Origin of the sequence: Streptomyces sp. NBC_00012, from assembly GCF_045040875.1 — a bacterium.
Lineage (GTDB): Bacteria > Actinomycetota > Actinomycetes > Streptomycetales > Streptomycetaceae > Streptomyces.
This window is the reverse complement of sequence record NZ_CP108309.1, coordinates 6,626,516-6,639,018: the sequence shown is the minus strand read 5'-3', so window position 1 is coordinate 6,639,018 and position 12,503 is coordinate 6,626,516. Positions and strand designations below refer to the sequence as shown.

At 70.1% G+C, this 12,503-nt stretch carries 10 protein-coding genes; 5 read left to right on the top strand and 5 right to left on the bottom strand.

Annotation, left to right across the window (positions count from 1 at the left end):
- Positions 1–85: 85 nt before the first annotated feature.
- Complete coding sequence (locus OHA19_RS30380) at positions 86–442, bottom strand: hypothetical protein (RefSeq protein ID WP_405711490.1); 357 nt, start codon at positions 440–442, stop codon at positions 86–88.
- A gap of 110 nt (positions 443–552) precedes the next feature.
- On the bottom strand, positions 553–1,506 hold the full coding sequence (locus tag OHA19_RS30375; protein WP_405711491.1) for a heme o synthase: 954 nt from the start codon (positions 1,504–1,506) through the stop codon (positions 553–555).
- A gap of 450 nt (positions 1,507–1,956) precedes the next feature.
- Between OHA19_RS30375 and tkt the strand changes: the two genes are divergently transcribed.
- Genes tkt through pgl form a run of 5 tightly spaced genes read left to right on the top strand, consistent with a single transcriptional unit; the run spans position 1,957 to position 8,524 of the window.
- The gene (tkt, locus tag OHA19_RS30370; protein ID WP_405752295.1) at positions 1,957–4,044 is read left to right on the top strand and encodes a transketolase; all 2,088 of its coding nucleotides are present in this window, start codon (positions 1,957–1,959) and stop codon (positions 4,042–4,044) included.
- Between the two features lie 34 nt (positions 4,045–4,078).
- Positions 4,079–5,197: a transaldolase gene (tal, locus tag OHA19_RS30365; protein WP_405752293.1), complete on the top strand. Its 1,119-nt coding sequence runs from the start codon at positions 4,079–4,081 to the stop codon at positions 5,195–5,197.
- Positions 5,198–5,202: 5 nt separating this feature from the next.
- Positions 5,203–6,735: a glucose-6-phosphate dehydrogenase gene (zwf, locus tag OHA19_RS30360; RefSeq protein WP_405711497.1), complete on the top strand. Its 1,533-nt coding sequence runs from the start codon at positions 5,203–5,205 to the stop codon at positions 6,733–6,735.
- The gene (opcA, locus tag OHA19_RS30355) at positions 6,732–7,745 is read left to right on the top strand and encodes a glucose-6-phosphate dehydrogenase assembly protein OpcA (protein WP_405711499.1); all 1,014 of its coding nucleotides are present in this window, start codon (positions 6,732–6,734) and stop codon (positions 7,743–7,745) included. Before zwf ends, opcA begins: the two co-directional genes overlap by 4 nt.
- Positions 7,742–8,524 (top strand): 6-phosphogluconolactonase, encoded by a 783-nt coding sequence (gene pgl, locus OHA19_RS30350; protein WP_405711500.1) that lies wholly within the window; start codon positions 7,742–7,744, stop codon positions 8,522–8,524. The genes opcA and pgl overlap by 4 nt, the downstream gene beginning before the upstream one ends.
- Positions 8,525–8,645: 121 nt before the next feature.
- Here pgl and OHA19_RS30345 read toward each other — a convergent pair whose 3' ends face one another.
- Genes OHA19_RS30345 through pgi form a run of 3 tightly spaced genes read right to left on the bottom strand, consistent with a single transcriptional unit; the run spans position 8,646 to position 12,383 of the window.
- Entirely contained in the window at positions 8,646–10,226 is a 1,581-nt protein-coding gene (locus OHA19_RS30345; protein WP_405711502.1) for a PH domain-containing protein, read from the bottom strand.
- Positions 10,223–10,726: a PH domain-containing protein gene (locus tag OHA19_RS30340; RefSeq protein WP_405711504.1), complete on the bottom strand. Its 504-nt coding sequence runs from the start codon at positions 10,724–10,726 to the stop codon at positions 10,223–10,225. Before OHA19_RS30340 ends, OHA19_RS30345 begins: the two co-directional genes overlap by 4 nt.
- Positions 10,727–10,730: 4 nt before the next feature.
- On the bottom strand, positions 10,731–12,383 hold the full coding sequence (gene pgi / locus OHA19_RS30335; RefSeq protein ID WP_405711506.1) for a glucose-6-phosphate isomerase: 1,653 nt from the start codon (positions 12,381–12,383) through the stop codon (positions 10,731–10,733).
- Positions 12,384–12,503: the final 120 nt, after the last annotated feature.

Genomic DNA, 12,503 nt, shown 5'->3' with positions numbered 1-12,503 from the left:
CTCCCCGTACGGACGACGATCGCCGGACGGTTCCGAGAAGGAACCCGTCCGGCGATCGTCGTCCGTACGGGGAGGAAAGTGCCGGTCAGGCCTTGTCGGAGGGGCCGCCGATCTGGATGCCGGCCATGCGCGTCCACTCGTACGGGCCGGTGCGGACCTTCGCCGCGAACTCCCCGTCGAACTCGTCGTGCATCGTGATCCCGGCCATGCGCGTGGCGCTCTCGGCGACCGCGTACGACGGAGCGACCAGATCGCCCCAGCCGCCGTCCTCGCCCACGAGCACGATGCGGGCGCCACGCTGCCCGATGTAGGCGAGCTGTCCCTCCGCACCGCCGTGCGCCTTGGAGAAGGCACCGATCTGCTTGGCGAGCCTGGCCGCCCTGCGCTCCGCGCGGGCCGCCTGCTTGCCGCTCTCCACCTGGGTCTCTGCCGTCTCAGCCATGGTCAGGATGCTACCGACGGGTAGCTCGACGCGCGACGGGCGGGGTACGTGGCTTGGGCCACGTACCCCGCCCGTCGGCAGGAATTGTCAGCAGGGGCCGGGCAGCGGGACTACCTCAGGAAGGGGTCGACCGCCACGGCGACGAAGAGCAGGGAGACATAGGTGATGGACCAGTGGAACAGCCGCATCTCCTTGAGCTTGGCCCCGCTCACACCGGCCTTGGCCCGGTTCTGCAGGCCGTGCGCCTCCCAGAGCCAGAACCCGCCGGTCAGCAGCGCCACCGCCGTGTAGAACCAGCCGGTGTAGCCCAGCGGGGTCAGCAGCAGCGAGACGGCCACCATCACCCAGCTGTAGATGACGATCTGGCGGGCCACCACCCGGTTGGACGCGATGACCGGAAGCATCGGGACGCCGACCCTGGCGTAGTCGTCCTTCACCTTCATGGAGAGCGGCCAGTAGTGCGGCGGCGTCCAGAAGAAGATGACGGCGAAGAGGATGACGGCCGCCCACGACATGGAGTTCGTCACGGCCGACCAGCCGATGAGGACCGGCATGCAGCCAGCGATGCCGCCCCAGACGATGTTCTGCGAGGTGCGGCGCTTGAGCAGCATCGTGTAGACGACGACGTAGAACAGCAGCGCGCCGAGCGACAGCGCCGCCGACAGCCAGTTGACCAGCAGGCCGAACCAGACCGTCGAGACCGCGGCGAGCGCGAAGCCGAAGGCCAGGCACTCACGCGGGCTCACCATGCCGGTGACCAGCGGGCGCTGCGACGTACGGTCCATCAGCGCGTCGATGTCGCGGTCGATGTACATGTTCAGCGCGTTGGCACCGCCCGCGGAGAGATATCCGCCGACGGTGGTGGCGAGCACGAGCCACAGGTCGGGCACACCCTGAGCGGCGAGGAACATCACCGGAACAGTGGTGATCAGCAACAGCTCGATGATCCGCGGCTTGGTCAGCGCCACGAATGCCTTGACACGGGCCCCGAACGGGCGATGGCCCCCTGGGCTGGGAGTCAAGGCGACCCCTGCGGGTCGGGACTCGACGGCCGTCACGCACACCCCTGACAGAGAAATCCCAGCAAGCTCCGGGCGTGAAGGCCCGGTAAAGACTTGCGCGAACCAGACCACTGTAGACGTTGGGGACAGGCCCTCCTTCGCGGGGGTGGGTCGTGTTGAGGAGGCGCGGAAGCTTGGGTCCCGCTCCCCCGTGTCGCGGCACCCGGGCGGGTGTTCCCGCGCTCGTGATACTGCGCGTGACCAGTGCCCCCGTTCACCGGAGCGGCACAGAAGTACGAGGACACGCTCATCGGAGGGCCCATAAGTAAGGAGAAGCGCTCATCGGAGTGGCGCAGAAGTGAGGCGTCGCGCTCATACGGGAGGCGAACTCCGCAGGCCGCCTGCACCCTGGAAAGCAGCGGAAAATGCTTGTTCCGACGGGGGTAGGCTCGACAACGCCCGGTGCGGTCACAGTCACCGGTTTACAACAGTGGAGAGGAGCCCTGACTCAGGGTGAGCACCAAGCCGACCACCACAGATCTCCAGTGGACCGAATTGGACCAGCGGGCCGTGGACACTGTCCGTGTCCTTGCAGCGGACGCCGTACAGAGGGTCGGAAACGGCCACCCTGGTACGGCCATGAGCCTCGCTCCCGCCGCGTACACCCTCTTCCAGAAGGTGATGCGCCACGACCCCGCCGACGCGGACTGGGCCGGGCGCGACCGGTTCGTGCTGTCGGCCGGTCACACCAGCCTGACCCTCTACATCCAGCTCTACCTGGCCGGGTACGGCCTGGAGCTCGATGACCTCAAGGCCTTCCGCACCTGGGGCTCGAAGACCCCCGGTCACCCGGAGTACGGCCACACCACCGGCGTCGAGACGACCACGGGCCCGCTGGGCCAGGGTGTTGCCAACGCCGTGGGCATGGCCATGGCCTCCCGGTACGAGCGCGGCCTGTTCGACCCGGACGCGGCGCCCGGCACCTCCCCCTTCGACCACATGGTCTGGGCCGTCGCCGGCGACGGCTGCCTCCAGGAGGGCATCTCGGCCGAGGCGTCCTCGCTGGCCGGGCACCAGAAGCTCGGCAACCTGGTCCTGCTGTGGGACGACAACCACATCTCCATCGAGGGCGACACGGAGACCGCGGTCTCCGAGGACACCCTGAAGCGGTACGAGGCGTACGGCTGGCACGTCCAGCGCGTCGACCAGCTGCCGAGCGGCGACCTGGACCCGGCGGGTCTGTACGCGGCGCTGCAGGCGGCCAAGGCCGAGACCGAGCGCCCCTCGTTCATCGCGGCCCGCTCGATCATCGCCTGGCCCGCGCCGCACGCCCAGAACACCGAGGCCTCGCACGGCTCGGCGCTCGGTGACGAAGAGGTCGCGGCGACCAAGCGGGTCCTCGGCTTCGACCCGGAGAAGACCTTCGAGGTCGCCGACGAGGTCATCGCCCACACCCGTGAGGCGCTGGACCGCGGCCGCGAGGCCAAGGGCGAGTGGGAGAAGAGCTTCGCCGCGTGGCGCACCGCCAACCCGGAGCGCGCCGCCGAGTTCGACCGGATCTCCGCCGGCGAGCTGCCCGCGGGCTGGGAGGACAAGCTCCCGGTCTTCGAGCCGGGCAAGGGTGTCGCCACCCGCGCCGCCTCCGGCAAGGTGCTCCAGGCACTCGGCGAGATCATCCCCGAGCTGTGGGGCGGCTCCGCCGACCTCGCGGGCTCCAACAACACCACGATCGACAAGACGTCGTCGTTCCTCCCGGTGGGCAACCCGCTGCCGGGCGCGGACCCGTACGGCCGCACGATCCACTTCGGCATCCGCGAGCACGCCATGGCCGCCGCCATGAACGGCATCGCGCTGCACGGCAACACCCGCATCTACGGCGGCACCTTCCTGGTGTTCTCCGACTACATGCGCAACGCCGTGCGCCTGTCCGCGCTGATGCACCTCCCGGTGACGTACGTGTGGACGCACGACTCGATCGGTCTCGGCGAGGACGGCCCGACCCACCAGCCGGTGGAGCACCTGGCCTCGCTGCGTGCCATCCCGGGCCTGAACATCGTCCGCCCGGCCGACGCCAACGAGACCTCCATCGCCTGGCGCGAGATCCTGCGCCGCTACACCAAGGTGTTCGGCAAGGGTGCCCCGCACGGTCTGGCGCTGACCCGCCAGGGCGTTCCGACGTACGAGGCGAACGAGGACGCAGCCAAGGGCGGCTACGTGCTCTTCGAGGCCGAGGGCGGCCAGCCGCAGGTGCTGCTGATCGGCACGGGCTCCGAGGTGCACCTCGCGGTCGAGGCGCGCGAGGAGCTCCAGGCGGCCGGCATTCCGACCCGGGTGGTCTCGATGCCGTCGGTCGAGTGGTTCGAGGAGCAGGACCAGGCGTACAAGGACAGCGTTCTGCCGCCGTCCGTGAAGGCACGCGTCGCGGTCGAGGCCGGCATCGGTCTGACCTGGTACCGCTACGTCGGTGACGCCGGCCGGATCGTGTCGCTGGAGCACTTCGGTGCCTCGGCCGACGCCAAGGTCCTCTTCCGCGAGTTCGGCTTCACCGGCGAGCACGTCGCCGCCGCCGCACGGGAATCTCTCGCCGCCGCCGCGCGCTGACGCCGATATACGACTAGTAGGAGATGCAATTCTCATGACAGACGCACTCAAGCGCCTCTCCGACGAGGGCGTGGCGATCTGGCTCGATGACCTGTCGCGCAAGCGGATCACCTCGGGCAACCTCGCCGAGCTGATCGACCAGCAGCACGTCGTGGGCGTCACCACCAACCCGTCGATCTTCCAGAAGGCGATCTCCTCGGGCGACGGGTACGAGCAGCAGCTCACCGACCTCGCCACCCGCAAGGTCACCGTCGACGAGGCCATCCGCATGATCACGACGGCCGATGTGCGGGACGCGGCGGACATCCTGCGTCCGGTCTTCGACGCCACGGACGGCCAGGACGGCCGGGTCTCCATCGAGGTCGACCCGCGTCTGGCCCACCACACCGCGGCCACCGTCGCCGAGGCCAAGCAGCTGGCCTGGCTGGTGGACCGGCCCAACACGCTCATCAAGATCCCGGCGACGAAGGCCGGTCTCCCGGCGATCACCGAGGTCATCGGCAAGGGCATCAGCGTCAACGTCACGCTGATCTTCTCGCTGGAGCGCTACCGCGAGGTCATGGACGCCTACCTGGCGGGTCTGGAGAAGGCGAAGGCCGCGGGCCTGGACCTCTCCCTGATCCACTCGGTGGCCTCGTTCTTCGTGTCCCGCGTGGACACCGAGATCGACAAGCGGCTCGACACCGTCGGCACCGACGAGGCCAAGGCCCTCAAGGGCAAGGCGGCGCTCGCCAACGCCCGGCTCGCCTACCAGGCGTACGAGGAGGTCTTCTCCTCGGAGCGCTGGGCCGCCCTGGACAAGGCGCGGGCCAACAAGCAGCGTCCGCTGTGGGCCTCGACCGGTGTCAAGGACCCCGCGTACAAGGACACCCTGTACGTCGTCGACCTGGTCGCCCCCGGCACGGTGAACACCATGCCCGAGGCCACCCTGGACGCGACGGCCGACCACGGGCAGATCACCGGCGACACGATCTCCGGCACCTACGAGCAGGCCCGCGCCGATCTCGACGCCGTGGCGAAGCTCGGGATCTCCTACGACGACGTCGTCCAGCTCCTGGAGGACGAGGGCGTCGAGAAGTTCGAGGCGTCCTGGATCGACCTGCTCAACTCGACCGAGGCGGAGCTCAAGCGCCTCGCCCCTTCGGAGGGCTGACCACCTTGTCTGGTGTTCCCGGAGCCAATCCGCTTCGTGACCCCCAGGACCGACGGCTCCCGCGCATCGCGGGGCCGTCGGGTCTGGTGATCTTCGGAGTCACGGGCGATTTGTCCCGCAAAAAGCTGATGCCCGCCGTGTACGACCTGGCCAATCGCGGCCTGTTGCCGCCGGGCTTCTCCCTCATCGGTTTCGCCCGCCGCGAGTGGCAGGACGAGGACTTCGCGCAGGAGGTCCACGACGCCGTCAAGCAGCACGCCCGTACGCCGTTCCGCGAAGAGGTCTGGCAGCAGCTGATCCAGGGGATGCGCTTCGTCCAGGGCAACTTCGACGACGACGACGCCTTCGAGCAGCTGAAGAACACGATCCAGGAGCTGGACAAGGCGCAGGGCACGGGGGGCAACTTCGCCTTCTACCTGTCGGTGCCGCCGAAGTTCTTCCCCAAGGTCGTCCAGCAGCTCAAGAAGCACGGCCTCGCGGACCAGAAGGAGGGCTCCTGGCGGCGTGCCGTCATCGAGAAGCCCTTCGGCCACGACCTGAAGAGCGCGCAGGAGCTCAACCAGATCGTGCACGACGTCTTCCCGCCCAACGAGGTCTTCCGGATCGACCACTACCTGGGCAAGGAGACGGTCCAGAACATCCTGGCGCTGCGGTTCGCCAACACGATGTTCGAGCCGATCTGGAACAGGTCGTACGTCGACCACATCCAGATCACGATGGCCGAGGACATCGGCATCGGCGGCCGGGCCGGCTACTACGACGGCATCGGCGCCGCCCGTGACGTCATCCAGAACCACCTGCTCCAGCTGCTGGCGCTGACCGCGATGGAGGAGCCCGGCTCCTTCCACCCGAAGGCACTGGTCGCCGAGAAGCTCAAGGTGCTCACGGCGGTGGAGCTGCCAGAGGACCTGGGCAAGCACACGGTGCGCGCCCAGTACGCACACGCGTGGCAGGGCGGCGAGGAAGTCCCCGGCTATCTCGAAGAGGACGGCATCGACCCCAAGTCGAAGACCGACACCTACGCCGCGATCAAGCTGACGATCAACAACCGCCGCTGGGCGGGCGTGCCGTTCTACCTCCGTACCGGAAAGCGGCTCGGCCGCCGGGTCACGGAGATCGCGGTCGTCTTCAAGCGGGCCCCGTACCTGCCCTTCGAGTCCGGTGCCACCGAGGAGCTGGGCGGCAACGCCCTGGTCATCCGGGTGCAGCCGGACGAGGGCGTGACCGTGCGGTTCGGCTCCAAGGTGCCCGGCACCTCGATGGAGGTCCGGGACGTCACGATGGACTTCGCGTACGGCGAGTCCTTCACGGAGTCCAGCCCGGAGGCCTACGAGCGGCTCATCCTCGATGTGCTGCTCGGCGACGCCAACCTCTTCCCCCGGCACCAGGAGGTCGAACTCTCCTGGAACATCCTCGACCCGATCGAGGAGTACTGGGACAAGCACGGCAAGCCCGCGCAGTACCCGGCGGGCACCTGGGGTCCCGCCGAGGCCGACGAGATGCTCGCACGAGACGGACGGAGCTGGCGCCGGCCATGAAGATCGATCTCACGGAGACCACTTCCAGCAAGATCAACCAGGCGCTGATCTCGGCCCGCCGTGCCATCGGCACCCCGGCCATCGGCATGGTGCTCACCCTGGTCATCGTCACCGACGAGGAGAACGCGTACGACGCGCTCAAGTCGGCCGGTGACGCCTCGCGCGAGCACCCCTCGCGGATCATCGCGGTGATCAAGCGGGTCAGCCGCTCGCCGCGCAGCCGCCGGGACGCGCGGCTCGACGCCGAGGTGCGGGTCGGTTCCGACGCGGGCACCGGCGAGACGGTCGTCCTGCGTCTCCACGGCGAGCTGGTCAACCACGCCCAGTCGGTGGTCCTGCCGCTGCTGCTGCCGGACGCCCCGGTCGTGGTGTGGTGGCCCGAGGACGCGCCCGCCGACCCGGCGAAGGACCCGCTGGGCGCGCTCGCCCAGCGCCGGATCACGGACGCCTACTCGGCGGAGCACCCGGGCGACGAGCTCGCGACGCGCGCCGACTCGTACACCCCGGGCGACACCGATCTGGCGTGGACCCGCATCACGCCGTGGCGCTCGATGCTGGCGGCCTCGCTCGACCAGCAGTCCGCCCAGGTCGTCTCGGCGACCGTCGAGGGCGAGTCGGAGAACCCGAGCTGCGAGCTGCTCGCCATGTGGCTCGCGGACCGGCTCAAGGTGCCGGTGGAGCGCACCGTCTCCGCCGGTCCCGGTCTGACGGCCGTGCGGATGGAGACCAAGAACGGCGTCATCGTCCTGGACCGTCCCGACGGTTCGCTGGCCACGCTCTCGATGCAGGGCCAGCCGGACCGTGCGGTGGCGCTCAAGCGGCGGGACACCGCCGAGCTGCTCGCCGAGGAGCTGCGCCGTCTGGACCCGGACAACACGTACGCGGCGACGGTGAAGTTCGGCGTGGAAAAGCTCGGCGGGCCGGCGGAGCCGAAGCCGGCCGCACCCGCGGCGGACGCCGCCCCGGCCGCCGCGAAGAAGACCGCGGCCAAGAAGGCGGCGTCGAAGTGAGTGCTCCTCAACTTGTCGTGCACCGCGACAAGGAGCTGATGGCGCAGGCCGCCGCGGCCCGGCTGATCACGAAGATCGTGGACGCCCAGGCCGCACGCGGCTACGCCTCGGTGGTCCTTACCGGCGGGCGCAACGGCAACGGCCTGCTGGCCGCGCTCGCCGCCGCGCCCGCCCGGGACGCGATCGACTGGTCGCGGCTCGATCTGTGGTGGGGCGACGAGCGGTTCCTGCCCGAGGGCGATCCGGAGCGCAATGTCACGCAGGCCCGCGAGGCCCTGCTGGACTCGGTGGAGCTGGACCCGTCCCGGGTGCACGCGATGCCCGCCTCGGACGGCCCCTGGGGCAACGACGCCGAAACGGCGGCTGCCGCGTACGCCGAGGAGCTGGCCGCCGCGGCCGGTCCCGAGGACCACGGACCGGTGCCGACGTTCGACGTGCTGATGCTGGGCGTCGGCCCGGACACGCATGTCGCGTCGCTCTTCCCGGAGCTGCCCGCGGTACGGGAGACCGAGCGCACCGTCGTCGGTGTGCACGGCGCTCCCAAGCCGCCGCCCACCCGGATCTCGCTCACGCTGCCGGCGATCCGCGCGGCCCGCGAGGTGTGGCTGCTCGCCGCCGGTGAGGACAAGGCGGAGGCCGCGGAGATCGCGCTCTCGGGTGCCGGGGAGATCCAGGCCCCGGCAGCCGGTGCGTACGGGCGCAGCCGCACCCTGTGGCTGCTGGACGCGGCGGCGGCCTCCCGGCTGCCGCGCGCGCTGTATCCGCCCGCCTCTTCCTGAGGGACCGTCAGTACGGTTGCGCACGGGCCCGGTTCGCTCCTCGGAGCGGCCGGGCCCGTCGCGTGGGAGGCGTGACGGACTCCCGCCATGGTGCGCATCGGAACCGCACGGCTGACCGGGGTCACCCGGCGGGCGGGACGCGCTCCAGGAAGGGTTCCAACAGACCGGGCACGGCCTTCGAGGCGAAGTCGAGGCCCTCGCCCGCATCCGTGTCGTACGCCGTGTACGCGCCCGACCCGGCGGCCGTCGTCGCGGTGACGCTCAGCACCCCGGCCCGCCGCTGGAAGTACGTCTGCCGGACCGTCCAGCCGATGACTCCGGCCCGTTCCAGCGCGGCGGTCGAACGCCGGACCGTACCCGACCGCACCACCAGGTAGTCGCCGCTGATGGCGTGTCCCAGGCCGCGGTAGGCGTCCCGGGCCAGCAACACCCCGGCCGGCAGACCCACCACGGCGCAGCCGAGCGCGATCCGGAGCAGTACGGGTGTCAGCAGCACGCCCAGGATCGCCAGCACGGCCACCGGGACCAGGACGGCCCAGCACGCCCGGCGCAGCCTGCGGCCGCGGGCGGCGAGGGGGTGCCCGGTCAGCGGGGCACCGGTCGGGGACGTGGCCTCGCGCAGCACGTCGGCGGCCACCGCGTCGGCGACGGTTCTGGGCGCGGCGGGCAGCAGGGTGTTGTGGTCACCGTGCTGTTCCTCGTCGTCCTTGGCCAGTCCGGTGGTGATCGCGTCGATGCGGGCGGCGCCGAAGGTCCGGATGCCGAGCGGTTCGACGAGGTCGACGCCGCGCAGCCGCCGCTCCTCGATGGAGACGGACCGGGAGGTCAGCAGTCCGCGCCGGATGCGCAGGGTACCGCCGGGTTCGCGCTCCAGCCGGTAGTTCCACCACATCTCGACCCACAGGCCGAGCGCGCCGACGACACCGGCGGCCACCGCGGCGACGGCCAGGATCACGATCATGACCGTCAGCGAGGTGTCCCGGAAGCGGTCGCCGATCCACTCGATCACCTGCCCCTGTGCCCCGAACCAGTCGCTGACCTGCATCACCGCACCGGCAGCCGCACCGCCGAGCGCGGGGGCGACGAAGGAGACCGGTGCGTAGCGGATCCAGCGCGGGTCGAGGGCGACGAGCTCGCCCTCGCGGTGGGAGCCCGGGGTGCCGGTGGCCGTACGGGCGAGCAGTTCGCGGCGGAGCCGTTCGCCCTCGGCCCTGGGGACCGGGTCGAGTTCCAGGGTGGAGTCGTTGCCGGAGTGCTCTCCGGTGCCGATACGGACGGTGACCAGGCCGAGTGCCCGTTGCAGCAGATGAGCGGTGAGGTCGACACTGCGGATGCGTTCCCGGGCCAGTGAGCGCTTCTTGACCAGGAACAGCCCTGTGTGCAGATCGACCCGTTCGGCACCGATGCGGTAGCGGGTGCGGCGCCACCGTACGAGGTCGCCGGCCGCCGCGGAGCCGATCAGCAGGACCGAGCCGGCGAGGACCCAGGCGACGGCGGCCCCCAAGCCGAACCGCCCGGACAGGCCGAGGGTGGTGGGAACGGCCGCGCCGGCCACCACCCCGGCCGTGACGAGTGCGCTGACCAGGACCGTGCGCCGGTCCAGCCGCCGCCAGTCGGCGGCGGTCGCCGCGCCGGGTTCCTGGGCCCGGCTCCGGTCGTCACCGGTGTCCGGGGCGGGGGAGAGCGCCGCGCCGGGGCTCATGTGGCGTCCCCGGGGGTGGCCTGGGTGATCCGGGTCAGCCGCTCGGCCAGCCCGGCCGCCGTTTCGTGGTCGAGGCCCTCGATCCGTACCGCGCCCCTGGCCGACGCGGTGGTCACGGTGACCGTGGCGAGCCGGTAGAGCTGTTCGAGCGGTCCGCGTACGGTGTCCACGGTCTGGATCCGGGACATCGGGGCGATCCGCCACTCCTGCCGGAAGACCCCGGTCCTGACGTACACCGCTTCGTCGGTGACCTCCCAGCGGTGGGTGCGGAACCACCACAGGGGGAGGAGGACGGCACAGCCGATGCCGAGGACCGCGATGATCGCGGCGGGCAGCAGCAGCCAGAACCGGGCGGGCTCGATGAGCACGCCCAGCACGGCCAGGACGACCACGGGGGCGGCGGTCAGCAGCAGCCACTGGGCCCGCCACCACCCCACGGCCCTCGGGTCCAGCGTGTTGTTCGGCGGCCGCAGCCGCACCGTTCCCTCCCCCGCGGTCATCGGCTCAGCGTCCCCGGCGTGCGCGGTACGCCTCGACGAGCGCCGCGGTCGAGCTGTCCAGCTGCTCGCCCCCCTCGCCCCCGGTGAGCACCGGCTCGATCTTCCTGGCGAGGACCTTGCCCAGCTCGACGCCCCACTGGTCGAAGGAGTCGATGTTCCAGACGGCGCCCTGGACGAAGACCTTGTGCTCGTACAGCGCGATCAGCTGGCCGAGGACGGACGGGGTCAGCCGGTCGGCGAGGATCGTCGTCGTCGGGTGGTTGCCCAGGAAGGTCTTGTGCGGCACCAGCTCCTCGGCGACGCCCTCGGCCCGGACCTCGTCCGGCGTCTTACCGAAGGCCAGTGCCTGGGTCTGGGCGAAGAAATTGGCCATCAGCAGATCGTGCTGGGCGACCAGACCGGGCAGCAGGTCGGCGACCGGCTCGGCGAAACCGATGAAGTCGGCCGGGATGACCTTGGTGCCCTGGTGGATGAGCTGGTAGTAGGCGTGCTGTCCATTGGTGCCGGGGGTGCCCCAGACGACCGGTCCGGTCTGCCAGTCGACCGGATTTCCGTCCCGGTCCACGGACTTGCCGTTGGACTCCATGTCCAGCTGCTGCAAGTACGCGGTGAACCTGGACAGATAGTGGCTGTACGGCAGCACCGCATGCGACTGGGCGTCGAAGAACGCGCCGTACCAGACCCCCAACAGCCCCATCAGCATGGGGACGTTGGACTCGGCGGGGGCGGTGCGGAAGTGCTCGTCGACCAGGTGGAAGCCGTCGAGCATCTCGCGGAACCGGTCCGGGCCGATGGCGATCATCAGCGAGAGGCCGATGGCGGAGTCGTAGGAGTAGCGGCCGCCGACCCAGTCCCAGAACTCGAACATGTTGGCGGTGTCGATGCCGAACTCCGCGACCTTGTCCGCATTCGTGGAAAGCGCCACGAAGTGCTTGGCGACCGCTTCCTGACCGGCCTTCAGCCCGGTCAGCAGCCAGTTGCGGGCCGAGGTGGCGTTGGTGATCGTCTCGATCGTGGTGAAGGTCTTCGACGCGATGACGAAAAGCGTCTCGGCCGGGTCGAGATCGCGCACCGCCTCGTGGAGGTCGGCGCCGTCGACGTTCGACACGAAGCGGACGGTGAGGTCGCGGTCCGTGAAGGAGCGCAGCACCTCGTACGCCATGGCGGGGCCGAGGTCGGAACCGCCGATGCCGATGTTGACGACGTTCCTGATGCGCCTGCCGGTGTGGCCGGTCCACTCCCCCGACCTGACGCGGTCGGAGAACGCCGCCATCCGGTCGAGCACGGCGTGCACACCCGGCACCACGTTCTCGCCGTCGACCTCGATCACCACGTCGCGCGGGGCACGCAGCGCGGTGTGCAGAACCGCGCGGTCCTCGGTGGTGTTGATCTTCTCGCCGCGGAACATCGCGTCCCGCAGCCCGGTCACTCCGGTGGCCGCGGCGAGATCGCGCAGCAGCCGCAGCGTCTCGTCGGTGACCAGGTGCTTGGAGTAGTCGACGTACAGATCGCCGACCCTCAGGGTGTATCCGCTGCCGCGCTCCGGATCGTCCGCGAAGAGCCTGCGCAGATGGGTCGTCCCGAACTGCTCGCGGTGCTTGCCCAGAGCTGTCCACTCGGGCGTCTGGTTGAGCCTGGTTCGGCTTGGTGTGTTCATCCCGGATATCAGCCCAATTCTTCTCGTGCTTGCAGATGCCCCGCTGCATCTACAAACCTAATTGATCAGAAGGGCCGACGAGGCGATGAAGACCTGCGGCACGGCAAAAGCGGTCCGGCC